Source organism: Streptomyces tailanensis, from assembly GCF_008386495.1.
In the GTDB taxonomy this organism is placed as follows: domain Bacteria; phylum Actinomycetota; class Actinomycetes; order Streptomycetales; family Streptomycetaceae; genus Streptomyces; species Streptomyces tailanensis.
This window is the reverse complement of record NZ_VTHJ01000058.1, coordinates 1-23,573: the sequence shown is the minus strand read 5'-3', so window position 1 is coordinate 23,573 and position 23,573 is coordinate 1. Positions and strand designations below refer to the sequence as shown.

The window sequence follows — 23,573 nt, the reverse complement described above, 5'->3', positions numbered from 1 at the left end:
AGGGTCCGCAACGGTGTGAGAGAGGGCGCGTGTTGAGCAGTCAGTCGTCGCAGATTCCCGTCGTCGTCCTCGCCGGATTCCTCGGCTCCGGCAAGACCACGCTGCTCAACCATCTCCTCCACCGCAGCGGCGGCAGCCGTATCGGTGCGGTCGTCAATGACTTCGGGGCGATCGAGATCGACGCGATGGCCGTGGCCGGGGCGCTCGGGGACTCCACGGTCTCGCTCGGCAACGGGTGCCTGTGCTGTGCCGTCGACGTCAGTGAGCTGGACGTCTATCTGGAGCGGCTCGCCCATCCCTCCGCCGGGATCGATGTCATCGTCATCGAGGCCAGCGGGCTCGCCGAGCCGCAGGAACTGGTGCGCATGGTGCTCGCCAGCGAGAACCCCCGGGTGGTGTACGGCGGACTCGTCGAGGTCGTCGACGCCGCCGAGTTCCTCGAAACCAGGCAGCGGCACCCCGAGATCGACCGGCACCTCGTCCTCGCCGACCTCGTCGTCGTCAACAAGGTCGACCGGGCCGACGACGACCGCGTCCTCGCGCTCGTCCGCTCGCTCAGCGAACGCGCCGCCGTCGTGCCCGCCACCTACGGGCGGATCGATCCCGAGTTCCTCTTCGACTGCCGGCCCGGCGAGGAGCGCGTCGGCCAGCTCTCCTTCGACGACCTCCACCGACACGAGGAGGAGGACGGCGACGACCACCTCGGGCACCTGCACACCGCCTACGACAGCGTCTCCTTCGTGTCCGACGTGCCGGTCAACCCACGGCGGCTCATGGACTTCCTCGACAGCAGGTCCGAAGGGCTCTACCGCATCAAGGGCTACGTCGACTTCGGGCCCCACGACACCCGCAACCGCTACGCCGTGCATGCCGTCGGGCGATTCCTGCGGTTCTATCCCGAGCCCTGGGCGGCAGTGGCCGGTGACGACCGTCGGCTCACCCAACTCGTCCTCATCGGCGCCGACATCGATGCCGCCGCCCTGACCAAGGAACTGGAGGCGTGCAAGGAGGACGCCCCACACGCCGACGAGCACAGCATGTGGGGCGTCCTCCGCTACGTACAGCGGGAAGAGGCCGACGAACCCGACAGCCTCTGACTACGAAGCGGTCACACCGGTCCCGCCACCGACGCCACCGTCTTGCCCAGGGAGAGGCCCGAGCCGTCGCGGCGCGGGTCGATCTCCGGGAGGTCGGCCGGGGCGCCGTTCTTCTGGGCGGCACGAGCCGGAGCGGGGCCCGCCCAGGCGATGGACAGGCAGTCCTCGCCCTTGAGGAACCGCTGGCAGCGGACACCACCCGTGGCACGACCCTTGCGGGGGTACTGGTCGAAGGGGGTGAGCTTGGCCGTGGTCTGGACGGAGTCGTCCAGGGTGCCGCGTGAGCCCGCCACCGTGAAGACGACGGCGTCGGCGGCCGGGTCGACGGCCGTGAAGGAGATGACCTTCGCACCCTCGGTGAGCTTGATGCCCGCCATACCGCCGGCCGCACGGCCCTGCGGGCGGACCTGTGAGGCCTGGTAGCGCAGCAGCTGGGCGTCGTCCGCGATGAAGACCAGGTCCTCCTCGCCGGTGCGCAGCTCGACCGCGCCGACGATCCGGTCACCCTCCTTGAGGGTGATGACCTCCAGCTCCTCCTTGTTGGACGGGTAGTCGGGCACCACCCGCTTGACGACGCCCTGTTCGGTGCCGAGGGCCAGCCCTGGCGACGACTCGTCGAGCGTCGTCAGGCACACGACCGTCTCGCCGTCCTGGAGGGAGAGGAACTCCGTGAGCGCGGCGCCGCCCGAGAGGTTGGGGGCCGTCGCCGTCTCCGGCAGCTGGGGCAGGTCGATCACGTTCAGACGCAGCAGGCGGCCGGTGGACGTCACCGCGCCCACCTCGCCCCGGGCCGTCGCCGGGACGGCGGAGACGATCACGTCGTGCTTGGCGCGCTTGCCGTCGCCCTCCGCGAAGGGCTCGCCGCCCGCCGTACGGGCCAGCAGCCCCGTCGAGGACATGAGCACCCGGCACGGGTCGTCCGCCACCTGGAGCGGAACCGCGGCCACCTGGGTGCCCGCGGACTCCAGCAGGACCGTACGGCGCTCGGTGCCGAACTTCTTCGCCACCGCGGCCAGTTCACCGGAGACCAGCTTGCGCAGCTCCGCGTCCGACTCCAGGATGCGCGTCAGCTCCGCGATCTCGGCGTTGAGCCTGTCCTTCTCGGACTCCAGCTCGATGCGGTCGAACTTGGTGAGGCGGCGCAGCGGGGTGTCGAGGATGTACTGCGTCTGGATGTCGGACAGGGAGAAGCGCTCGATCAGGCGCTCCTTGGCCTGCGCGGAGTTCTCGCTGGAGCGGATCAGGCGGATGACCTCGTCGATGTCCACCAGCGCGGTGAGCAGGCCCTCGACCAGGTGCAGCCGGTCGCGCTTCTTGCCGCGGCGGAACTCCGAGCGGCGTCGTACGACCTCGAAGCGGTGGTCGAGGTAGACCTCCAGGAGTTCCTTGAGGCCGAGGGTGAGGGGCTGGCCGTCGACCAGCGCCACGTTGTTGATGCCGAAGGACTCCTCCATCGGCGTCAGCTTGTAGAGCTGCTCCAGGACGGCCTCCGGTACGAAGCCGTTCTTGATTTCGATGACGAGACGCAGACCGTGCTGGCGGTCGGTGAGGTCCTTGACATCGGCGATGCCCTGCAGCTTCTTCGAGCCGACCAGGTCCTTGATCTTGGCGATCACCTTCTCCGGGCCGACGGTGAAGGGCAGTTCGGTGACGATGAGGCCCTTGCGGCGGGCCGTCACGTTCTCGATCGCCACCGTGGCGCGGATCTTGAAGGTGCCGCGGCCCGTCGCGTACGCGTCCCTGATCCCGGAGAGACCGACGATCCGGCCGCCCGTGGGCAGGTCGGGGCCGGGGACGTGCTTCATCAGGGTGTCCAGGTCGGCGTTCGGATACCTGATGAGGTGGCGGGCGGCCGCGATGACCTCGCCCAGGTTGTGCGGCGGCATGTTGGTGGCCATACCGACGGCGATGCCGGACGAGCCGTTGACCAGCAGGTTCGGGAAGGCGGCGGGCAGCGCGACCGGCTCCTGCTCCTGGCCGTCGTAGTTCGGGGCGAAGTCGACCGTGTTCTCGTCGATCGACTCCGTCATCAGGCTCGTCGCGTCGGCCATCCGGCACTCGGTGTACCGCATGGCGGCCGGCGGGTCGTCGTTGCCCAGCGAGCCGAAGTTTCCGTGGCCGTCGACCAGGGGGAGCCGCATGGAGAAGGGCTGGGCGAGGCGCACCAGGGCGTCGTAGATCGACGAGTCGCCGTGCGGGTGCAACTTACCCATGACCTCGCCGACCACGCGGGCGCACTTCACATAGCCGCGGTCGGGGCGCAGGCCCATCTCGTTCATCTGGTAGACGATGCGGCGGTGCACCGGCTTCAGACCGTCGCGGGCGTCCGGCAGGGCTCGGGAGTAGATGACCGAGTACGCGTACTCCAGGAAGGAGCCCTGCATCTCGTCGACCACGTCGATGTCGAGGATCCGCTCCTCGTACGCGTCGTCGGGCGGCGGGGTCTTCGTGCTGCGGCGGGCCATCGCTGCCGGCTCCTCCTGTTTTCCTGGTCGTTCGCCTGCGGGGCCTTCGCCCCTTCGGCTCACTCTTGCTGCCACATGAACGGGATCTGACGCGGACCATTGTGGACTGCCGCACTGACAACGCGGACCATGACCCGTCTCTTGGGCGGCCCGGGGGCTCCAGCGGCACGACCGCCCGCAGGCTACCCGGGGCTCCGGCGGCACGGTCGCCCGCAGGCTACGGGATCTCGCTCTCGGCGTACCTCGTCCGGGAACTTCGCCGGGCGTCCGCACGCTTGCATACAGTGGCAGGACCGGCAGGACAACCGCGGTTATCACCGACCGCTCTCGCGATCGAGGGGACGTACATGCCCATGGGTCACACGGCCACAGCCGAGGCAGGCTCCGGAGGCCTGACAGTAAAGGAGCACCGCCTGGACAACGGCCTGCGGGTGGTGCTCTCCGAGGACCATCTGACCCCGGTCGCCGCCGTGTGCCTCTGGTACGACGTCGGTTCGCGCCATGAGGTCGAGGATCGTACGGGCCTGGCCCACCTCTTCGAGCACCTGATGTTCCAGGGCTCGGGCCAGGTGAAGGGCAACGGCCACTTCGAGCTGGTCCAGGGCGCCGGCGGTTCGCTGAACGGCACCACCAGCTGGGAGCGGACCAACTACTTCGAGACCATGCCCGCCCACCAGCTGGAGCTCGCGCTGTGGCTGGAGGCCGACCGCATGGGCAGCCTGCTGGTCGCGCTCGACCAGAAGAACCTGGACAACCAGCGGGACGTCGTCAAGAACGAGCGCCGACAGCGCTACGACAACGTGCCGTACGGCACCGCCTTCGAGCGGATCTTCCGCCTGGCCTACCCGGAGGGTCATCCCTACCGGCACACGCCGATCGGCTCGATGGAGCACCTGGAGGCGGCCAGCCTGGAGGACGCCCGTCAGTTCTTCCGCACCTACTACGCGCCCAACAACGCCGTCCTCTCGGTCGTCGGCGACATCGACCCGGACCAGACGCTCGCATGGATCGAGAAGTACTTCGGCTCCATCCCCGCGTACGACGGCAAGCCCGAGCCGCGTGACGGCGCGCTGCCCGACACCATCGGCGAGCAACTGCGCGAGGTCGTCGAGGAGAACGTCCCAGCGCGCGCGTTGATGGCCGCCTACCGGCTGCCGGAGGACGGCACGCGCGCGTGCGACGCCGCCGACCTGGCGCTCACGATCCTCGGTGGCGGCGAGTCCTCTCGCCTGTACAACCGGCTTGTACGCCGCGACCGTACGGCCGTGACGGCCGGCTTCGGCCTGCTGCGCCTGGCCGGCGCCCCCTCGATGGCGTGGATGGACGTGAAGACCTCCGGCGACGTCGAGGTGCCCGTCATCGAGGCCGCCGTCGACGAGGAGCTCGCCCGGTTCGCCGAGGAGGGCCCCACGGCGGAGGAGATGGAGCGCGCCCAGGCCCAGTTGGAGCGCGAGTGGCTGGACCGGCTCGGCACGGTCGCGGGCCGCGCCGACGAACTCTGCCGCTACGCCGTGCTGTTCGACGACCCGAAGCTCGCCCTGACCGCCGTCGACCGCGTCCTCGCCGTGACCGCCGAGGAGGTCCAGGAGGTCGCCAAGGCGCGCCTGAGGCCCGACAACCGCGCGGTGCTCGTCTACGAGCCCGTCGACGGCGAAGAGGGCGACCAAGAGGAAGCCGCCGCGGCACAGGCCGCCGAGACCACCGACGAGACCGAGGAGTCGGCGAAGTGACCGAGCTCGCGACCATGGACTTCCACCCGCAGCCCCAGGCCGGCGAGGCCAGGCCCTGGGCATTCCCGGCCCCCGAGCGCGGCACGCTGGACAACGGCCTGACCGTGCTGCGCTGCCACCGCCCCGGCCAGCAGGTCGTCGCCGTCGAGGTCCTTCTCGACGCGCCCCTGGACGCCGAGCCCGCCGGCCTGGACGGCGTCGCCACGATCATGACCAGGGCCTTCTCCGAGGGCACCGACAAGCACTCCGCCGAGGAGTTCGCCGCCGAGCTGGAGCGCTGCGGCGCCACCCTCGACTCGCACGCTGACCACCCCGGCGTCCGCCTGTCCCTCGAAGTGCCCGTGTCGCGGCTGGCGAAGGCCCTGGGCCTGCTCGCCGACGCCCTCAGGGCCCCCGCGTTCGCGGACAGCGAGATCGAACGCCTGGTGGCGAACCGGCTCGACGAGATCCCGCACGAGACCGCCAACCCGGGCCGCCGCGCCGCGAAGGAGCTCTCCAAGCAGCTGTTCCCGGCCGCCTCACGCATGTCGCGTCCCCGCCAGGGCACCGAGGAGACCGTCGAGCGGATCGACTCCGCGGCCGTACGCGCCTTCTACGAGAGCCACGTACGCCCCGCCACGGCCACCGCCGTGGTCGTCGGCGACCTCACCGGGGTCGACCTCGACGCGCTGCTCGGCGACACCCTGGGCGCCTGGACCGGCTCCGCGGCCAAGCCGCGCCCCATGCCGCCGGTGAGCGCCGACGACACCGGGCGGGTCGTCATCGTGGACCGCCCCGGCTCCGTCCAGACGCAGCTGCTCATCGGCCGTGTGGGCGCCGACCGGCACGACCGCGTGTGGCCGGCCCAGGTGCTCGGCACCTACTGCCTCGGCGGCACCCTCACCTCCCGGCTGGACCGCGTCCTGCGCGAGGAGAAGGGCTACACCTACGGTGTGCGCGCGTTCGGCCAAGTGCTGCGTTCCGCGCCCGACGGGTCGGGTGTCGCGATGCTCGCCATCAGCGGCTCCGTCGACACCCCGAACACCGGACCGGCGCTGGACGACCTGTGGACGGTGCTGCGCACCCTCGCCGCCGAGGGGCTGACCGACCCGGAGCGCGACATCGCCGTCCAGAACCTCGTCGGGGTCGCCCCCCTCAAGTTCGAGACGGCCGCGGCCGTGGCGAGCACACTGGCCGACCAGGTCGAGCAGCACCTGCCGGACGACTACCAGTCGACGCTGTACCAACAGCTCGCCGCCACCGGCACCGTGGAGGCCACCGCGGCCGCCGTGAGCGCCTTCCCGGTGGACAGTCTGGTGACCGTCCTCGTCGGTGACGCCGCCCAGATCGAGGAGCCGGTCAGGGCCCTCGGCGTCGGCGAAGTCACCGTCGTACCGGCCGAGTAGAGCTCGGGACAGAGGTACGCGCATTACGGGCCCCTGGTGACGGTTGAGTCACCAGGGGCCCGTTTGTCCGTATTGATGGGGGAGGTTGCACGTCTGCCCTGTGGCGTACGCCTCAAAACCCGTGATGCGTTTGTTATTTCGACGACGGCCCGCTTAGCGTCAGTCCGGCTGTTCGCCAGCAGTTCGCCGCACCCGCGGCACCGGACAGTCATCGCCGAGTCCCCGTACGGCGCGAGCCAGGGGAGCCGGGGACCCACCGCAGTCCCTGGGGTGAATCGGACGCCCTTCGCGAAGCGCCGCGAAACGAGGGGTTTCCGTAGGAGACCTTCCTGCTCCGAACCCGTCAGCTAACCCGGTAGGCGAGAGGGAAGGAAAGGACCAGCCTCTTCATGGCGTTCACCCGCGCCCCCGGGAAGCACCGCCGTCCTGGCCGCGTGAAGCGCACGACCACGAGGACCGTGGGCGTCGCCGCTCTCACCACCACCGGTGTCATCGGCACCGTGTCCATCCCGGCGTTCGCCGCGGAGCCCGACCCCGAGCAGACCGGGCTGAACCAGATCATCACCCTCGGCGACACGGTCGCCGAGCAGGTCGACGCCCAGGCCACCGCCCAGCAGCAGGCCGCCGAGGTGGCCGCCGCCAAGCAGAAGGCGCAGGAGGAGGCCCGCAAGGCCGCCGCCGAGAAGGCCGAGCAGGAGCGCAAGGCGGCCGAGGAGCGCGAGGAGGCGAAGGCGCGCGCCGCCCGTGCCGCGGAGCGCGAGCGCCTCAACTCCTATGTCTCCCCCATCAGCGGCTCGTACGTCTCCACCGGCTACAAGGCCGGCGGCGCCGTCTGGTCCTCCGGCAGCCACACCGGTGTCGACTTCCACGCCGCGTCCGGCACGGCCGTCCAGGCGGTCGGCTCCGGCACCGTCGTCGAGGCGGGCTGGGGCGGCGCCTACGGCAACAACATCGTCATCAAGATGAACGACGGCACGTACACCCAGTACGGCCACCTGTCGTCCATAGCCGTCTCCGTCGGCCAGACGGTCACCCCCGGCCAGCAGATAGGCCTCTCCGGGGCGACCGGCAACGTCACCGGCGCGCATCTGCACTTCGAGGCCCGGTCGACCGCCGAGTACGGCTCGGACATCGACCCCGTCGCGTACCTGCGCTCGCACGGCGTGAACGTCTGACGAACCGCTCAGCGCTTCCAGGAGGCCCCGGCTCACCGAGCCGGGGCTTTCCTCGTTGTGGCGTACGGCTTGTCCGTCATGAGGTACGCCTTGTCCGTTGTGACGTATCTCCTGTCCAAAAAATATCCATGGATTCCGGCCCGCCATCGGAAATTCCGGCCCGCTGCAATAGAGTCGCTGGAACACACGTCAATCAACGACGTTTCACGGGGATTAAGGCGGAGGTCGGTCATGCGTATTCCGGCGCACTCGGTATGCACGGCGATCCGTGATGACATCGTCGCGGGTGTCTACGAGCGCGGCAGCCGTCTCACCGAGGAACTGCTGGCCCGCCGGTACGGCGTCAGCCGGGTCCCCGTGCGCGAGGCGCTGCGCACGCTGGAGGCCGAGGGCTTCGTGGTGACCCGCAGGCACGCGGGCGCGTGCGTCGCCGAGCCCACCGAGCAGGAGGCCGCCGACCTGCTGGAGATGCGCATGCTGCTGGAGCCGCTGGGCGCCGCCCGCGCCGCCCAGCGCCGTACCGAGGCGCACCTCAAGGTGTTGCGCGGCCTGGTCAGACTGGGTCAGGAGCGGGCCAGGCGGGGCAACAGCGAGGATCTGCGCTCGCTGGGCGGCTGGTTCCACGAGACGCTTGCCCAGGCCTCCGGAAGCCCCGCCCTGACCTCGACACTCGCCCAGCTGCGGCACAAGATCGCCTGGATGTACGCGGTCGAGGCGCCGGCCAATCCCGTCGAGTCCTGGGCGGAGCACGGCGGCATCGTGGACGCGGTGGCGCGCGGCGACAGCGATCGCGCGCGGACGATCACCGCCCTGCACACCGAGCGCGCCACCGCCGCGCACCGGCTCCGATTCCCGGGCGGGCAGCCCGGTGGACCCGGCGCGCTCGGCGCGGTCGAGCGCACGGACCGTGTGAGGACTTCGCAACACCCCGTAAACACGCCGAGCCTGCGTCATTAACACGAGAGCCGTATACAAAGAGGGCAGGAATTCGAGGGGCATTATTTCTGCTGCCTGCAGAACATTTTCCCTCCTCGTGCCACCTCCTAGTGCCACCTGCTCGCGTCAGGAAAATGCAAAGGGCCCGCCCGATGAATCGGACGAGCCCTTTTCTGGCCTTTCAGGCCTTTATCGCGTCACTCAGACGGTCTCGGGAAGCTCCTCGAGGCCCTCGGCGACGAGCCTCGCCAGACGGTCGAGCGCGGTGTCCGCGCCCTCGGCGTCGGAGGCGAGGACGATCTCCTCGCCGCCCTGGGCGCCGAGGCCCAGGACCGCCAGCATGGAGGCCGCGTTGACGGGGTTGCCGTCGGCCTTGGCGATCGTCACGGGGATACCGGAGGCCGTGGCGGCCCGGACGAAGATGGATGCGGGTCGGGCGTGGAGGCCCTCGGCCCAGCCGACGTTGACGCGGCGCTCAGCCATGTGATGCTGCCCTTCAGGTGTATCGGGTACCTCGAAGAGGTCTAGACCGGTTGTCTAGACCAGTTTCCCATATCGTGAAGCGTGCCGGACCGGGCCCACGGCCTGACCCTGAACGGCTGTCGTGCTTCTGTTGTTTCCCCAGACTGCCCCGCGCCGTTGTCGGACACGAGCCTTACTCTGGGGCCCATGCAGACCTCGTCGGACCGGCATGAGTACCCCGCCCACTGGGAGGCCGACGTGGTGCTGCGCGACGGCGGCACCGCACGCATCCGGCCCATCACCGTTGATGACGCCGAGCGCCTGGTCAGCTTCTACGAGCAGGTCTCCGACGAGTCGAAGTACTACCGCTTCTTCGCGCCGTACCCTCGCCTGTCCGCCAAGGACGTCCACCGCTTCACGCACCACGACTTTGTGGACCGGGTGGGGCTCGCCGCCACCGTCGGCGGAGAGTTCATCGCCACCGTACGCTACGACCGGATCGGCGCCGACGGAATGCCCGCGTCCGCACCTGCCGACGAGGCCGAGGTCGCCTTCCTCGTCCAGGACGCCCACCAGGGCCGCGGCGTCGCCTCCGCCCTCCTCGAACACATCGCCGCCGTCGCCCGCGAGCGCGGCATCAGGCGCTTCGCCGCCGAGGTGCTGCCCGCCAACACCAAGATGATCAAGGTGTTCACCGACGCCGGGTACCAGCAGAAGCGCAGCTTCGAGGACGGCGTCGTACGCCTGGAGTTCGACCTGGAGCCCACCGACCGCTCCCTCGCCGTGCAGCGCGCGCGGGAGCAGCGCGCCGAGGCCAGGTCCGTCCAGCGTCTGCTCGCCCCCGGCTCGGTCGCCGTCATCGGCGCCGGGCGCACACCGGGCGGAGTGGGCCGCAGCGTGCTCGCCAACCTGCGGGACGCGGGGTTCACGGGCCGGCTGTACGCGGTGAACAGGGCCGTACAGGACAAGGAGCTCGACGGGGTCCCGGCCCACCGGACCATCGGCGACATCGAAGGGCCCGTCGACCTCGCGGTCGTCGCCGTCCCGGCCGAGTACGTCCCCGAGATCGTCGCCGAGTGCGGTGAGCACGGCGTGCAGGGGCTCGTGGTCGTCTCCGCCGGGTACGCCGAGAGCGGTCCCGAGGGGCGCGAGCGCCAGCGCGAACTGGTGCGCCAGGCGCGTACGTACGGCATGCGCATCATCGGGCCGAACGCCTTCGGGATCATCAACACCGCCCCCGACGTGCGGCTCAACGCCTCGCTCGCTCCCGAGATGCCGCGCTCCGGGCGCATCGGCCTCTTCGCCCAGTCCGGCGCCATCGGGATCGCGCTGCTGTCCCGGCTGCACCGGCGCGGGGGAGGGGTCACCGGGGTCACGGGCGTCTCGACGTTCGTGTCGTCCGGCAACCGGGCCGACGTGTCCGGGAACGACGTCCTGCAGTACTGGTACGAGGACCCGGACACCGATGTCGTACTGATGTACCTGGAGTCCATCGGCAACCCGCGCAAGTTCGCCCGGCTCGCCCGGCGGACGGCGACGGTCAAGCCCCTCGTCGTGGTCCAGGGCGCGCGCCACGGGTCGGCTCCGCAGGGGCATGCCGTACGCGCCACCCGGCTGCCCCACACCACCGTGTCCGCGGTGCTGCGGCAGGCCGGGGTGATCCGCGTCGGCACGATCACGGACATGGTCGACGCCGGGCTGCTGCTCGCCCGGCAGCCGCTGCCGGCGGGGCCCCGGGTGGCGATCCTCGGGAACTCGGAGTCGCTGGGGATGCTCACGTACGACGCGTGCCTCTCCGAGGGGTTGCGGCCGTTGCCTCCGCTGGACCTGACCACGGGGGCCTCGGCGGAGGAGTTCTATGCGGCGCTGTCGCGGGCGTTGGTGGACGACTCGTGCGATGCGGTGGTGGTGACGGCGATACCTGCGTTGGGGGAGGTCACGCCGGATGACGCTGCTCTGGCGGAGGCTTTGCGGTCTGCTGTGGCTGCGAATCCTTCGAAGCCGGTGCTTGTTGTGCATGTGGAGTTGGGTGGGCTTGCTGAGGCGTTGTCGGCTGCGGCGAGTACCGCACCACAGGTTGGTGAGAAGGCGACGCCCGGCGCTGCAGGCGGTGCCCACCCTCCCCCGCTCTCGGCTTCGCTCGAGCGGGGGGACCCCCATCGCCCTGCGGAACGATTGCCCACCGAGGTGCCATCCGACACTCACCTCATCCCCGCCTACCCCGCCGCCGAGCGGGCCGTTCGGGCTCTCTCCGAAGCCGTGAAGTACGCGCAGTGGCGGCGGGAGGCGGCGGAGCCCGGGAGGGTGCCCGCGTACGAGGACATCGATGAGAAGGGGGCCGCCGAGCAGATCGACGCCCTGCTCGCTCGTGGGGAGGGGCTCACGCTCGGTATGGGAGAGACGTGCGCGCTGCTCGCGCGGTACGGCATCCATGTGCGGGAGGCCCGGCCCGCCCCCACGCCGGACGAGGCGGTGGCGGCCGCGCGGGCCATCGGTTACCCGGTCGCCCTCAAGGCGACCGCACCGCATCTGCGGCACCGCGCCGACCTGGGCGGCGTACGGCTGGACCTGGCGGACGAGGAGCAACTGCGGCGGGCGTACGCGGAGTTGACGGAGTTGTTCGGGCAGCCGGCGGAGCTGCGTCCGGTCGTGCAGGGCATGGCCCCGCGCGGGGTCGACACGATCGTACGGACCGTGGTCGACCCGGCGGCCGGAGCGGTGCTCTCGTTCGGGCTCGCCGGGCCCGCGTCGCAGTTGCTCGGGGACATGGCGCACCGGCTGATTCCGGCCACGGAGCGGGACGCGGCCTCGCTGGTCCGGTCCATCCGGACGGCCCCGCTCCTCTTCGGCTGGCGGGGTTCCGCCCCGGTCGACACGGAGGCCCTCGAAGAGCTGCTGCTCAGGGTGTCCCGCCTGGTCGACGACCACCCCGAGGTCGTGGCCGTCTCCCTGGAACCGGTCGTCGTGGCCCCGCACGGCCTGAGCGTGCTCGGCGCCACCGTACGGCTCGCGCGCCCACCCGCCCGCGACGACCTCGGCCCGAGGACGCTTCCCGTGTACTGAGGACGCTTCTCGTGCACTGAGGGTGTGTCCCGTGTACTGAGGGTGTGCATTGTTCCGTCCACGACAGAGACGGCAGAGCGGTCCCTCGCAGTCAGTGCGCCCCCGTAGGATGGGCGTCATGGCCAAGACCAGTACGACGACCCAGGGGCTGCGTGCGGCGATCGAGCGCAGCGGCTACTACCCGGCCCTCGTGGCCGAGGCGGTGGAGGCCGCTGTCGGCGGCGAGGCCATCAAGTCGTACCTGGTCCATCAGGAGACCACGTTCGACGCGAACGAGGTGCGGCGGCATGTGACCGTCCTCGTCCTCACCGGCAACCGCTTCATCGTCAGCCACACCGACGAGCAGGCCGCGGACAGCACGTCACCGACGCCGTACGCCACGACGTCCACCGAGTCGGTGAAGATCGACCGGATCTCGTCGGTCGTGCTCAGCCGGGTCGTCGCCAACCCCGAGTCGTACGCCCCGGGCACCCTGCCCCGCGAGGTCGTCCTGACCATCGGCTGGGGCGCCGTCTCCCGCATCGACCTGGAGCCCGCCGCCTGCGGCGACCCCAACTGCGAGGCGGACCACGGGTACACCGGCAGCTCGACGGCGGACGACCTGAGCCTGCGCGTCAGCGAGGCCGGGGACGGGCCCGAGACCGTGCGTCAGGCCCTCGCCTTCGCGCAATCCCTCTCCGAGGCGACCGCGGACCCCGCCCGCTGATGGCACTGCCCACCTGGGACCACCCGGAACCCCTCGCCGTCGGCTCCGCACCCGTTCCCGAGTACGGCACCGGCTCGCTCGCCGACCTCCTGCCGACCCTCGCGGCGGGCATGGGAGTGCCCGGTACGACGGCCGCGATACCGGAGCTGACGGCCGTCGACCGCGCCTGTGTGTTCCTCGTCGATGGGCTTGGCTGGGAGCAGCTGAAGGCGCACCCGGACGAGGCGCCCTACATGACCTCGCTGCTGGCCTCCTCGCGCGGCGGCACCGGCCGCCCCCTCACTGCCGGCTATCCCGCCACCACCGCGACCTCCCTCGCCTCCGTGGGCACCGGCCTGCCGCCGGGTGCGCACGGGCTGCCGGGCTACACGGTCCGCAACCCCGAGACCGAGGAGCTGATGAACCAGCTCCGCTGGCAGCCGTGGACCGCGCCGCGCGAGTGGCAGCCGTACCCCACGATCTTCCAGCTCGCCGACGACGCGGGCGTCCACACCGCCCAGGTCACCTCCCCGATCTTCCAGAACACCCCCCTCACCCAGGTCGCGTTGAGCGGCGGCACCTTCCACGGCCGTCTCTCCGGCGAGGACCGCATGGACCTGGCCGCCGAGCAACTGGCCGCCGGGCACCGCTCGTTGATCTACACGTACTACTCCGAGCTGGACGGCGCGGGCCACCGGTTCGGCGTCGACTCGGACGCCTGGCGCGGACAGCTCATGTACGTCGACCGGCTGGTCCAGCGGCTGGCGGAGCAACTCCCGCCGCACAGCGCCCTGTACGTCACCGCCGACCACGGCATGATCGACGTCCCGTTCGACGAGCAGCACCGCATCGACTTCGACGAGGACTGGGAACTGCGCGCCGGGGTCGCCCTGCTGGGCGGCGAGGGGCGCGCCCGCCACGTCTACGCGCTGCCGGGCGCCGAGTCGGACGTCCTGACCTGCTGGCGTGAGGTGCTGGGCGAGCAGTTCTGGATCGCCTCCCGCGACGAGGCGATCGCTGCGGGCTGGTTCGGCCCGACCGTCGACGAACGGGTGTACGCCCGCATCGGCGACGTGGTCGCCGCCGCCCGCGACGACGTCCTGATCATCGCGTCCGAGCGGGAGCCCAAGGAGTCGGCGATGGTCGGCAACCACGGCTCGATGACCGCCGTCGAACAACTGGTCCCGCTCCTCGAAGTACGCTCCTGAAGCCCTGCCCTCGCCCTGCCTTGTCCCGTCGCCCTCGTTGCCGAAAGGTGCTCAACTCACCATGCCCGAGCTGGTGTTCTTCTCCGGAACCATGGACTGCGGGAAGTCGACGCTGGCCCTCCAGATCGAGCACAACCGCTCCGCGCGGGGCCTCCAGGGCATGATCTTCACACGTGACGACCGCGCGGGCGAGGGAAAGCTTTCCTCGCGCCTCGGCCTGGTCACCGACGCCGTGGAGGTCGAGGACGGCCAGGACCTCTACGGGTACCTCGTGGACCACCTCTCCCAGGGCCGCCGAGCGGACTACGTGATCGCCGACGAGGCCCAGTTCCTCGTCCCCGAGCAGATCGACCAACTCGCCCGCGTCGTCGACGACCTGGGCCTGGACGTCTACGCCTTCGGCATCACCACCGACTTCCGCTCGAAGCTCTTCCCCGGCTCCCAGCGCCTGGTCGAGCTCGCCGATCGCGTGGAAGTCCTCCAAGTGGAAGCCCTCTGCTGGTGCGGCGCCCGCGCCACCCACAACGCCCGTACCATAGGCGGCCACATGGTCGTCGAGGGCGCCCAGGTCGTCGTCGGCGACGTCAACCAACCCGACGACATCGGCTACGAGGTCCTCTGCCGCCGCCACCACCGCCGCCGCATGACAGCCGCCACAGCCCGAGCGGCCTCCCTGTCCCCGGACGTACTCCCGGTGTCGTCGGCCTGAAGCGGAGGCGCGCAGCGCAACTCGGTGGCGGCCACGGCGGAAGTCAGGAAGGCTCGCGCCATGGTTTCGACTGTGCAGAACGTGGCGATCGACTGTGCGGATGCCTACGAGCTGGCCCGGTTCTGGACCAGGGTGACCGGCAGCCCGCTGCATCCGGAGGACATACCCGGGGACCAGGAGACCCAGGTGCTGCTGACCGAGGCCTCGCGTGGGCAGGAGGTGGAACGGCTGTTGGGCCTCGGCGCCACCTTCGTCGCCGATCATCGGAGTCCCGACGGATCGGGCTGGGCAATCCTCGCCGACCCCGAGGGCAACGAATTCTGCGTCCTGCGCAGCGAGGCCGAGCGAGCCGTGACGGCCCCCTGACCGGGCTCAGCGCTCCACGCGTTCCATGTGCACCAGTGCGAACACCGCCCCCTCCGGGTCCGCCACCGTGGCCACGCGGCCCTGGGGGGTGTCGTGGGGTGGTGTGACGGCGTGGCCGCCCAGTTCGATGACGCGGTTGACCGCTTCGTCGGTGTCGGAGGTCTCGAAGTACGTCAGCCAGTGGGCGCCCCGGTCGCGGGGGAGGGCGGGGCCGAGGCCGTGGATGCCGGCGACGGGGCGGCCCTTGATGTGGAGGGTGACGTGGTCGGAGTCGGCGGAGGGGGCCGGCTCCTCCTCGTAGCCGAAGGCGGTCTCGTAGAACTTGGCGACGTTCTCGGTGTCGTAGGTGAGGAGTTCGTCCCAGGCCGGGGTGCCGGGCACCCCGGTGATGTCGGTGCCGAGGTGCGCCGCCGCCTGCCAGATGCCGAAGACGGCGCCCGCGGGGTCGGAGGCGATCGCGAGGCGGCCCGCCTCGCCGGCGTCCAGCGGTCCGACCCCGACGGTGCCACCGCAGTGCCGTACGGCCTCCGCCGTCAGATCCACGTCGTCCGAGGCGAAGTACGGTGTCCAGGCGATGGGGAGGTGCCGGTCGGGCGAGAGTTGGCCGATGCCCGCCACCTCGCGGCCGTCGAGCAGCGCCCGTACGTACGGCCCGAGCTGCTGCGGGCCGGGCTGGAACTCCCAGCCGAACAGCGCTCCGTAGAACTCCTGGGTCGCGGCCATCCCGTGCACCATCAGACTCACCCAGCAAGGTGTGCCCGGCGGATACGCTCCGTTCCGGCCGGTCGACCCCCGTGCCTCGGTCATCGTCACTCTCTCCTCGGCTCCTCACGGCGCCGTGTCCGTCCGCCCCTCCGTACGCGTGTACCGCGTCCGCGCGGGATCACGCGCTGTGCCGATGCTCGCACCACCCGTAGTGCAGCGCGTCCGCGCCGCACCGCCGAGATGGCGCGCAAGTACGTGCGTACCTGACGATGCCCGGCACGCCGGTACCCGTCGCTGTCCGCTTCGCTGCCGTGCGATGTACATCGGCTGTACGGCATGTGCCCGATCCCGTACGCCTTGTGATCGGGACCGTCCGGCGGGCAGAGTAGCCGGACCTGGACGGCGCGGCCACCCCGTGCGCAAGGATGGGGGACATGAACGCCATCATCTCCGCGTCCGATCTGGCGAGCGAGCTGGCCGGATCAAACCCCCCGGTCCTCCTGGACGTCCGCTGGCAGTTGGGCGGGCCGAACCTGCGCCCCGAGTACGAGAAGGCGCACATCCCGGGAGCCGTCTTCGTCGATCTGGATTCCGAACTCGCCGGTCCGGCCGGTGCCGCCGGCCGCCACCCGCTGCCCGACCTGGAGGCCTTCGGTACGGCGATGAGGGCGGCCGGCGTGTCCGCCGACCGGGCTGTCGTCGTCTACGACGGCGGGCTCAACTGGGCCGCCGCGCGCGCCTGGTGGCTGCTCCGCTGGGCCGGACACCCCTCGGTGCGGGTGCTCGACGGCGGACTGGCGGCCTGGGACGGCCCGCTGACGGCCGACGTCCCGGAGCCCGCACCCGGCACCTTCGCTCCCGTACCGGGCGCCCTCCCGCTGCTCGACGCGGACGGCGCCGCCGCGCTGGCCCGCACCGGGCTGCTCCTCGACGCACGGGCCGCTGAGCGCTACCGCGGCGAGGTGGAACCGATCGATCCGGTCGGTGGCCATATCCCGGGCGCCGTGTCGGCACCGACCACGGAAAACGTGGCCGAATCCGGTCTGTTCCGGTCCGCCACCGAACTCGCCGACCGTTTCAAGGCACTCGGCGCCACCGCCGACTCCGAGTTCGGCGTCTACTGCGGCTCGGGCGTCTCCGGCGCCCACCAGGTGCTCGCGCTGGCCGTCGCGGGCATCCCGGCGGCCCTCTACGTCGGCTCGTGGTCGGAGTGGTCCCGGGACGGCAGCCGCCCGGTGGCCACGGGGCCCGATCCCCGGTGACGGCCTGCTGACGGCACGCCGTGGGGCCCGCGCCCGCGTCTGAACGAAGCGGGCCCCACATGCGTATAGATGAATAACCGATCCTGTACGAACTGACCTGCGCGAATCTTCGGCACCGCGCGTGTTTTACAGCCCTGCTACTCCTGTTTCTTGCGTCGCGTACCGAACACGATCTCGTCCCAGCTCGGCACCGCCGCGCGACGGCCCGGCCGGACGCCGTCGGCCTCGGCCTGCCGGTCGGTGGAGCCGATGAGCCGGTCGCGGTGGCCGTTGACCGACCGCGGCATGAGGACGTCCGCGTAGGCGGAACCGGCCGAGGCCGCGGGGGCCGCGGGCTCTTCCTCCGGGACCTCCTCGACGGGCTCCTCCTGCGGCTCCGCGGAGGGCAGTTCGGGCACGACCAGGTCGCCCCGGTAGCTGGGTACGGCCTCCAGGATGCTGGTGAGCGAGTCGCGTTCGCTCACGCTCTCCTCGTCGGCGTCGGGCGCGGCGGGCAGGACGGGACGTTCCGCCTGGCGGTCCAGGGGGCGGTCACGGGGCAGCCGCGCGATCCTCGGCACGAACGGGAAGCTCGGTTCGGGCGCGCCGAGATCGTCGGACTCCCCGATCAGCGAGCGCGCCTCGTCGTCGACGGCCTGGACGAGTCGCCGGGGCGGGTCGTACGTCCAGCTCGCCGAGTGCGGTTCGCCCGCGACCCGGTAGACCAGCAGAACCTCCCAGGTGCCGTCGTCGCGGCGCCACGAGTCCCACTGCACGGTGTCCTTCTCGGCGCCCCGGATCAACAACCGTTCCTGGACGGCCTCTCCGAGCTGGGGCCCGGCGGCATTCTCACCGGGGCGGCGGACCGGGGTTTTGCGGGCCCGCTCGGCCATGAAGGCGCGCTCGGCCAGCACGGGGCCCTCGAACCGGCGGACCCGGTCGACGGGGATGCCGGCGAGCTGCGCAACCTCCTCGGCCGTGGCACCCGCGCGTATACGCGCCTGGATGTCACGGGGGCGGAGATGGCTCTCGACCTCGATCTCGATCTGGCCGAGGCGCGGGCGGTCGCCGCGTACGGCGGCACGCAGTCGCTCGTCGATCGGAAGCGTGTACTCCGTGGAATCGGCAGCCTTCAGCACCAGCCGTGTGCCGTCATTTGAGACGGCCACGACACGCAGTTCGGGCATGGGGACCTCCCGGGTGGTGCCTGCCGACGTCACGTGCGTCGCTGCTTCCGCTAGTCGAGTGTGGCCTGCCCGGGTGCAGCCTGCCACAACCTTGCCGAGTTGCCCGGCGTGTCGGGCGTGAGCCCGAGGCCGCCGTTATGGCACGGTTACCTATTCGCAACGCTAAGTGACGAACTTCATCACCCTGTGCAACGATCCCCCTCCCGGCGGTCCTCGATGGCCCCGGACGCCCTGGCGGGAGTCCGGACCCAGGGCTCGCAACAGTACTCCATTCGGGCCACTTGCGTGGATCGGCACGCAGCTCAACTTCTCATGGAGGACGTCAATCGGCCGCCGGAACAGTCCTTTTCGTGACCGCCGGTGGGGGCGCGCTTCACGCGATCACCAGAACTTCCCGTCCGGCTACGCTCCGAGCACGCGGCGCAAGTAGTCGTTCTGGAACCGGCGTTCGGGATCGAGCCGGTCACGCAGGGCGGTGAACTCACCGAAGCGCGGATAGACCTTGGAGAAGTAGTCCGTGTCGCGCGTGTGCACCTTGCCCCAGTGCGGCCGTCCCTCGTGCGCGGTGAAGATCCGCTCGGCGGCCGTGAAGTACGCCTGATAGGGCGTCCCCTTGAACATGTGGACGGCGACGTACGCGGTCTCGCGGCCGGATGCCGTGGACAGGGTGATGTCGTCGGCCGGGGCGGTGCGGACCTCCACCGGGAAGCTGACGCGCAGGTTCGAACGGTCGACCATCGCCTTGAGTTCACGCAGCGTGTCCACCACGGCCTCGCGCGGAACGGCGAACTCCATCTCCACGAAGCGCACTCGGCGCGGAGACGTGAAGACCTTGTAGGGGATGTCGGTGTACGTCCGCGCGGACAGGGCGCGGCTGGAGATCTGCGCGATCGTGGGGATGGTGGCGGGGACCGCCTGACCGACCCAGTTGGCCACCTGGAAGACGCCGTTGGAGAGGAACTCGTCCTCGAACCAGCTGTTCAGCTGGGGTACGGGCTTCTCGGGGCCCGCGCTGCGGTTGTTGCGCTTGGTGTTGGTGTTGCCGGTGTGCGGGAACCAGTAGAACTCGAAGTGCTCGTTCTCGGCGTGGAGTTCGTCGAACTCGGCCAGCACCCTCTCGAACGGCATCGGCTCCTCGCGCGCCGTGAGCAGGAAGATCGGCTCCACGGCGAAGGTGATCGCCGTGACGATGCCCAGGGCGCCGATGCCGACCCGGGCGGCCGCGAAGACCTCGGGGTTCTCGGTCTCGGAACACGTGAGCACCGAACCGTCGGCGGTGACCAGCTCAAGTCCCTTGATCTGGGCGGCGATCGAGGCCGAGTCGCGGCCGGTGCCGTGGGTGCCGGTGCTGGTGGCGCCGGAGACCGTCTGCTCCATGATGTCGCCCATGTTGGTGAGGGACAGCCCCTCACGCGCGAGCGCCAGGTTGAGCCTCTTGAGCGGAGTGCCCGCACCCACCGTGACGGTCATGGCGTCACGGTCGATCTTGCGTATGCCCGCCAGCAGTTGAGGGCGGATCAGTACGCCGTCGGTCGCGGCGGCGGCCGTGAAGGAGTGTCCCGTACCGACGGCCTTCACCCGGAGGTCGTCCTCGGCGGCCTTCCGTACGGCCGCGGCGAGTTCCTCGACGGTGGCGGGAGTGACCTCCCGTACGGGCCGGGCGGTGACGTTCCCCGCCCAGTTACGCCACGTGCCGCTCTTCCCGATCACTGTGGTGCTCAAGGGGCCCTCCCCGCTCCGGTGCCGGCCTGCGCAGCCGGCGGTACCCGAGGAAACCGACCGCGACCGCGACGGCTCCGGACACCGCCGGAACCCCGTACCCGGCGTCCGCCCCGGCTGCGTCGATCACCCAGCCGGACACGGAGGAGCCGAGCGCGAACCCGACCGCGAGCCCGGTGCTCACCCAGGTCATGCCCTCGGTCACTTGCGCGCGTGGTACGTGCTCTTCGACCAAGGCCATCGTCGTGATCATCGTGGGTGCGATGGACAGGCCCGCGACGAAGAGCGCCACGGCCAGAAACGGCAAGTTTCCGACCAGTAGGAGGGGGATCATACTCATGGCCATGCCACATACGCCCAGCAGCCAGCGAAGCTCGGGTGCCCCCGTGAAGCGCATCAGCCCGAAGACGATGCCCGCGAGGCACGAACCGGCCGCGTAGAGGGCCAGGACGACGCTCGCGGCGGCCTTGTGGCCCTGCTCCTCGGCGAAGGCCACGGTGACCACGTCGACGGCACCGAAGGTCACTCCGGTCGCCACGAAGGTCGCCACCAGGACCTGGAGCCCGGGCGAGCGCATCGCCGAACGGCTCTTTTCGTGGCGCTTGCGCGGGTGCGGCTCCGGCTCGGTGGCGTGCTGGGCGGTCAGCCAGAAGACACCGGCCGCGAGGAAGCAGGCGGCGAGCAGCGGGCCGGCCTCCGGGAACCAGGCCGTCGACAGTCCGATGGAGATGATCGGCCCGAAGATGAAGCAGACCTCGTCCACCACGGACTCGAAGGAGTACGCCGTGTGCAGTTGCGGGGTGCCCCGGTACAGCGCCGCCCAGCGAGCCCGGGTCATCGCCCCGAGGCTCGGTACGCAGCCGATGCCGGCCGAGCAGACGTACAGCACCCAGTCCGGCCAACCGTAGTGCGCGGCGAACAGCAGCCCGGCGGCCGCGGCCAGCGCGAAGAGCGTCGCCGGGCGCAGCACCCGCCGCTGCCCGTACTGGTCCACCAGGCGCGAGATCTGCGGGCCGAGCGCGGCGGCGGCCAGCGCGATGGTCGCGGACAGGGCGCCGGCCAGGCCGTACCGCCCGGTGATCTGGGAGATCATCGTGACCACGCCGATGCCCATCATCGACAGCGGCATACGGCCGAGGAGACCCGCGGCGGTGAAGCCCTTGGTGCCTGGGGTGGCGAACAGGGCGGTATAGGGGCTGGGCACGGGGGCTCCGGTCGGTCCGGGAAACGGAGGAACGAGTTCCTCGTAAGGCGCGAATGCGGTCGATACAGCTTACGAGTGAGGTAACCCTAAGCCATCCCCCGCAAGGGCCGGGATCCCGGCTGTCGGTGCCGGGTGGCAGGATCGGAGTCATGCCACACGCGCACGACGCCACCCCCTACGACGCCCTGCTCCTGCTCTCGTTCGGCGGCCCGGAGGGCCCGGCCGACGTGGTCCCGTTCCTGGAGAACGTGACGCGGGGGCGCGGCATCCCCAAGGAACGCCTCAAGGAAGTCGGGCAGCACTACTTCCTGTTCGGCGGGGTCAGCCCCATCAACGACCAGAACCGCGCCCTCCTCGACGCCCTGCGCAAGGACTTCGCCGAGCACGGCCTGGACCTGCCGATCTACTGGGGCAACCGCAACTGGGCGCCCTATCTGACCGACACCCTGCGCGAGATGGTCGCCGACGGCCGCCGCCGCATCCTGGTCCTCGCCACCAGCGCGTACGCCTCGTACTCGGGCTGCCGCCAGTACCGCGAGAACCTCGCCGACTCGCTCGCCGTCCTGGAGAGCGAGGGCCTGGAGCTGCCGAGGGTCGACAAGATCCGGCACTACTTCAACCACCCGGGCTTCCTCGAACCCGTGATCGACGGCGTCGTGGAGTCCCTCGCGGACCTCCCCGAGGACGTCCGGGACGGCGCGCACATCGCCTTCTGCACGCACTCGATCCCCAACGCCTCGGCGGACACCTCCGGCCCGGTCGAGGACCACGGGGACGGCGGCGCGTACGTCGCGGAGCACCTGGACGTCTCGAAGCTCATCGCCGACGCCGTGCGCGAGCGGACCGGTGTGGAGCACCCCTGGCAGCTCGTCTACCAGTCACGCTCCGGCGCCCCGCACATCCCGTGGCTGGAGCCGGACATCTGCGACCACCTGGAGGAGCTGCACGAGGCCGGGGCCCCGGCCGTCGTGATGGCGCCCATCGGGTTCGTCTCGGACCACATGGAGGTCCTGTACGACCTCGACACCGAGGCCATGGCCAAGGGCGAGGAGCTGGGCCTGCCGCTGCGCCGCTCGGCGACGGTGGGCGCCGACCCGAGGTTCGCCGCCGCCATCCGCGACCTGGTCCTGGAACGCGCGGCGGTCGAGCGGGGCCAGGACGACGTCACCCCCTGCGCCCTCGGTGTGCTCGGCGCGAGCCACAACCTGTGCCCGGTCGGCTGCTGCCCGGCCCGCACCCCGCTGCCCGCCGCCGCGGGCGCCGACAGTCCGTACGCATGAGGAGCACCGTGACCGATCAGCCGAAGCACCCCGACGGGTTGAAGGCCGAACTGCTGGAGATCGCCCTGGACGCCGCCTACCGCGCGGGAGCCTTCCTGCGCGACGGGCGGCCCGACGACCTCGGCGTGGCCGCCACCAAGTCCAGCGCCGTCGATGTCGTCACCGAGATGGACATCGCTTCCGAGAAGCTGATCACCGGCCTGCTGGCCGAGCGCCGCCCGCACGACGGCGTGCTCGGCGAGGAGGGCGCCAGCGTCGAGGGCACGAGCGGCGTCCAGTGGGTGATCGACCCCATCGACGGCACCGTGAACTACCTGTACGGACTGCCGAGTTGGGCCGTGTCCATCGCGGTCCGGGTGGATGGGGAGACGGTCGTCGGCGTGGTCCACGCCCCGGTGCGCGGCGAGACCTACCGGGCGGTCCTCGGGGAGGGCGCGTACATCAATGACCGCCCCGCGCGTGTGCGCCCCGCACCGGAACTGGGGCTGGCCCTCGTCGGCACCGGCTTCGGCTACCGCGCCGAGCGCCGGTCCAAGCAGGCCGACGTACTGCGCGAGCTGATCCCCCAGGTCCGCGACATCCGCCGCGGCGGCTCGGCCGCGATCGACCTGTGCGACGTGGCCGTGGGCCGTCTGGACGCGTACTACGAGCGCGGCCTGAACGCCTGGGACTACGCGGCGGGCGACCTCATCGCCCGGGAAGCGGGCGCCCTGACCGGTGGCCGCCCCACAGAGCCCCTCTCACCCGACCTGACCATCGCGGCCCCACCGGGCCTGTTCGAGGTCCTCCAGGCCCGCCTGGAGGACTTGGGCGCCTGGCACGACTGAGAGACGCATAACAGGAGGGCGCAACTGTTCGGGCCACCGCAACAGGGCTGGCGAGTGAGCCGAAGGGGCGCGCCTGTGTCGAGACGCCGAACGCGCGCAGCGCCCGACGAAGGAGGGCCGAGCACGATC

General features: G+C 70.8%; 19 protein-coding genes and 1 riboswitch. Of the genes, 13 read left to right on the top strand and 6 right to left on the bottom strand.

The window, feature by feature from the left end; all coding sequences use genetic code 11:
• Positions 1–32: 32 nt before the first annotated feature.
• On the top strand, positions 33–1,097 hold the full coding sequence (locus F3T56_RS35470) for a CobW family GTP-binding protein (RefSeq protein ID WP_246204226.1): 1,065 nt from the start codon (positions 33–35) through the stop codon (positions 1,095–1,097).
• 11 nt (positions 1,098–1,108) lie between these two features.
• Here the strand turns inward: F3T56_RS35470 and F3T56_RS35465 are convergent, their stop codons facing one another.
• The gene (locus tag F3T56_RS35465) at positions 1,109–3,562 is read right to left on the bottom strand and encodes a DNA gyrase/topoisomerase IV subunit A (RefSeq protein ID WP_149829462.1); all 2,454 of its coding nucleotides are present in this window, start codon (positions 3,560–3,562) and stop codon (positions 1,109–1,111) included.
• A 347-nt stretch (positions 3,563–3,909) separates the two neighbouring features.
• On the opposite strand from F3T56_RS35465, the gene F3T56_RS35460 reads away from it, so the two are divergent.
• The 4 genes from F3T56_RS35460 to F3T56_RS35445 all read left to right on the top strand — a co-directional run bounded on the left by F3T56_RS35460 (position 3,910) and on the right by F3T56_RS35445 (position 8,809).
• Positions 3,910–5,292, top strand: a complete 1,383-nt coding sequence (locus tag F3T56_RS35460) for a M16 family metallopeptidase (protein WP_149829461.1) — start codon at positions 3,910–3,912, stop codon at positions 5,290–5,292.
• Positions 5,289–6,677, top strand: a complete 1,389-nt coding sequence (locus F3T56_RS35455; RefSeq protein WP_149829460.1) for a M16 family metallopeptidase — start codon at positions 5,289–5,291, stop codon at positions 6,675–6,677. The genes F3T56_RS35460 and F3T56_RS35455 overlap by 4 nt, the downstream gene beginning before the upstream one ends.
• A 202-nt stretch (positions 6,678–6,879) precedes the next feature.
• Positions 6,880–7,054, top strand: a riboswitch (cyclic di-AMP (ydaO/yuaA leader).
• 12 nt (positions 7,055–7,066) lie between these two features.
• The gene (locus F3T56_RS35450; RefSeq protein ID WP_149829459.1) at positions 7,067–7,852 is read left to right on the top strand and encodes a M23 family metallopeptidase; all 786 of its coding nucleotides are present in this window, start codon (positions 7,067–7,069) and stop codon (positions 7,850–7,852) included.
• Between the two features lie 231 nt (positions 7,853–8,083).
• Positions 8,084–8,809 (top strand): GntR family transcriptional regulator, encoded by a 726-nt coding sequence (locus F3T56_RS35445; protein ID WP_149829458.1) that lies wholly within the window; start codon positions 8,084–8,086, stop codon positions 8,807–8,809.
• Positions 8,810–8,989: 180 nt separating this feature from the next.
• On the opposite strand, the gene F3T56_RS35440 is transcribed toward F3T56_RS35445, so the two are convergent.
• Complete coding sequence (locus tag F3T56_RS35440; RefSeq protein WP_149829457.1) at positions 8,990–9,271, bottom strand: HPr family phosphocarrier protein; 282 nt, start codon at positions 9,269–9,271, stop codon at positions 8,990–8,992.
• 186 nt (positions 9,272–9,457) lie between these two features.
• Between F3T56_RS35440 and F3T56_RS35435 the strand changes: the two genes are divergently transcribed.
• From F3T56_RS35435 to F3T56_RS35415, 5 genes are all read left to right on the top strand, one after another.
• Positions 9,458–12,313, top strand: a complete 2,856-nt coding sequence (locus tag F3T56_RS35435; protein ID WP_149829456.1) for a bifunctional acetate--CoA ligase family protein/GNAT family N-acetyltransferase — start codon at positions 9,458–9,460, stop codon at positions 12,311–12,313.
• A gap of 118 nt (positions 12,314–12,431) precedes the next feature.
• Positions 12,432–13,019: a DUF5998 family protein gene (locus tag F3T56_RS35430; RefSeq protein ID WP_149829455.1), complete on the top strand. Its 588-nt coding sequence runs from the start codon at positions 12,432–12,434 to the stop codon at positions 13,017–13,019.
• Positions 13,019–14,206 (top strand): alkaline phosphatase family protein, encoded by a 1,188-nt coding sequence (locus F3T56_RS35425; RefSeq protein ID WP_149829454.1) that lies wholly within the window; start codon positions 13,019–13,021, stop codon positions 14,204–14,206. Before F3T56_RS35430 ends, F3T56_RS35425 begins: the two co-directional genes overlap by 1 nt.
• 61 nt (positions 14,207–14,267) lie before the next feature.
• On the top strand, positions 14,268–14,915 hold the full coding sequence (locus F3T56_RS35420; RefSeq protein ID WP_149829453.1) for a thymidine kinase: 648 nt from the start codon (positions 14,268–14,270) through the stop codon (positions 14,913–14,915).
• A gap of 60 nt (positions 14,916–14,975) precedes the next feature.
• Positions 14,976–15,281, top strand: a complete 306-nt coding sequence (locus F3T56_RS35415; protein WP_149829452.1) for a VOC family protein — start codon at positions 14,976–14,978, stop codon at positions 15,279–15,281.
• A gap of 6 nt (positions 15,282–15,287) precedes the next feature.
• On the opposite strand, the gene F3T56_RS35410 is transcribed toward F3T56_RS35415, so the two are convergent.
• Complete coding sequence (locus F3T56_RS35410; protein WP_149829451.1) at positions 15,288–16,088, bottom strand: VOC family protein; 801 nt, start codon at positions 16,086–16,088, stop codon at positions 15,288–15,290.
• A 332-nt stretch (positions 16,089–16,420) separates the two neighbouring features.
• On the opposite strand from F3T56_RS35410, the gene F3T56_RS35405 reads away from it, so the two are divergent.
• Positions 16,421–17,248, top strand: a complete 828-nt coding sequence (locus tag F3T56_RS35405) for a sulfurtransferase (protein WP_149829450.1) — start codon at positions 16,421–16,423, stop codon at positions 17,246–17,248.
• A gap of 137 nt (positions 17,249–17,385) precedes the next feature.
• Here the strand turns inward: F3T56_RS35405 and sepH are convergent, their stop codons facing one another.
• The 3 genes from sepH to F3T56_RS35390 form a co-directional block, all read right to left on the bottom strand.
• Positions 17,386–18,414 carry a septation protein SepH gene (gene sepH / locus F3T56_RS35400; RefSeq protein ID WP_149829449.1) on the bottom strand — a complete coding sequence of 343 codons (1,029 nt, stop codon included), beginning with the start codon at positions 18,412–18,414 and terminating at the stop codon, positions 17,386–17,388.
• Positions 18,415–18,816: 402 nt separating this feature from the next.
• Positions 18,817–20,136 (bottom strand): D-arabinono-1,4-lactone oxidase, encoded by a 1,320-nt coding sequence (locus tag F3T56_RS35395; protein WP_172639292.1) that lies wholly within the window; start codon positions 20,134–20,136, stop codon positions 18,817–18,819.
• Complete coding sequence (locus tag F3T56_RS35390) at positions 20,096–21,337, bottom strand: MFS transporter (RefSeq protein WP_149829448.1); 1,242 nt, start codon at positions 21,335–21,337, stop codon at positions 20,096–20,098. The genes F3T56_RS35395 and F3T56_RS35390 overlap by 41 nt, the downstream gene beginning before the upstream one ends.
• A 149-nt stretch (positions 21,338–21,486) precedes the next feature.
• Here F3T56_RS35390 and F3T56_RS35385 point away from each other — a divergent pair, with 149 nt between their 5' ends.
• The gene (locus F3T56_RS35385; protein ID WP_149829447.1) at positions 21,487–22,617 is read left to right on the top strand and encodes a ferrochelatase; all 1,131 of its coding nucleotides are present in this window, start codon (positions 21,487–21,489) and stop codon (positions 22,615–22,617) included.
• Complete coding sequence (locus tag F3T56_RS35380) at positions 22,614–23,444, top strand: inositol monophosphatase family protein (RefSeq protein WP_172639291.1); 831 nt, start codon at positions 22,614–22,616, stop codon at positions 23,442–23,444. The genes F3T56_RS35385 and F3T56_RS35380 overlap by 4 nt, the downstream gene beginning before the upstream one ends.
• Positions 23,445–23,573: the final 129 nt, after the last annotated feature.

What these genes read in the sequence shown, in the direction of transcription:
- F3T56_RS35440 (WP_149829457.1), bottom strand. Translation starts at nt 9,271, where the DNA reads ATGGCTGAGCGCCGCGTCAACGTCGGCTGGGCCGAGGGCCTCCACGCC.
- F3T56_RS35460 (WP_149829461.1), top strand. Translation starts at nt 3,910, where the DNA reads ATGCCCATGGGTCACACGGCCACAGCCGAGGCAGGCTCCGGAGGCCTG.
- F3T56_RS35445 (WP_149829458.1), top strand. Translation starts at nt 8,084, where the DNA reads ATGCGTATTCCGGCGCACTCGGTATGCACGGCGATCCGTGATGACATC.
- F3T56_RS35380 (WP_172639291.1), top strand. Translation starts at nt 22,614, where the DNA reads ATGAGGAGCACCGTGACCGATCAGCCGAAGCACCCCGACGGGTTGAAG.
- F3T56_RS35435 (WP_149829456.1), top strand. Translation starts at nt 9,458, where the DNA reads ATGCAGACCTCGTCGGACCGGCATGAGTACCCCGCCCACTGGGAGGCC.
- sepH (WP_149829449.1), bottom strand. Translation starts at nt 18,414, where the DNA reads ATGCCCGAACTGCGTGTCGTGGCCGTCTCAAATGACGGCACACGGCTG.
- F3T56_RS35425 (WP_149829454.1), top strand. Translation starts at nt 13,019, where the DNA reads ATGGCACTGCCCACCTGGGACCACCCGGAACCCCTCGCCGTCGGCTCC.
- F3T56_RS35385 (WP_149829447.1), top strand. Translation starts at nt 21,487, where the DNA reads ATGCCACACGCGCACGACGCCACCCCCTACGACGCCCTGCTCCTGCTC.
- F3T56_RS35410 (WP_149829451.1), bottom strand. Translation starts at nt 16,088, where the DNA reads ATGACCGAGGCACGGGGGTCGACCGGCCGGAACGGAGCGTATCCGCCG.
- F3T56_RS35465 (WP_149829462.1), bottom strand. Translation starts at nt 3,562, where the DNA reads ATGGCCCGCCGCAGCACGAAGACCCCGCCGCCCGACGACGCGTACGAG.
- F3T56_RS35450 (WP_149829459.1), top strand. Translation starts at nt 7,067, where the DNA reads ATGGCGTTCACCCGCGCCCCCGGGAAGCACCGCCGTCCTGGCCGCGTG.
- F3T56_RS35415 (WP_149829452.1), top strand. Translation starts at nt 14,976, where the DNA reads ATGGTTTCGACTGTGCAGAACGTGGCGATCGACTGTGCGGATGCCTAC.
- F3T56_RS35405 (WP_149829450.1), top strand. Translation starts at nt 16,421, where the DNA reads ATGAACGCCATCATCTCCGCGTCCGATCTGGCGAGCGAGCTGGCCGGA.
- F3T56_RS35430 (WP_149829455.1), top strand. Translation starts at nt 12,432, where the DNA reads ATGGCCAAGACCAGTACGACGACCCAGGGGCTGCGTGCGGCGATCGAG.
- F3T56_RS35420 (WP_149829453.1), top strand. Translation starts at nt 14,268, where the DNA reads ATGCCCGAGCTGGTGTTCTTCTCCGGAACCATGGACTGCGGGAAGTCG.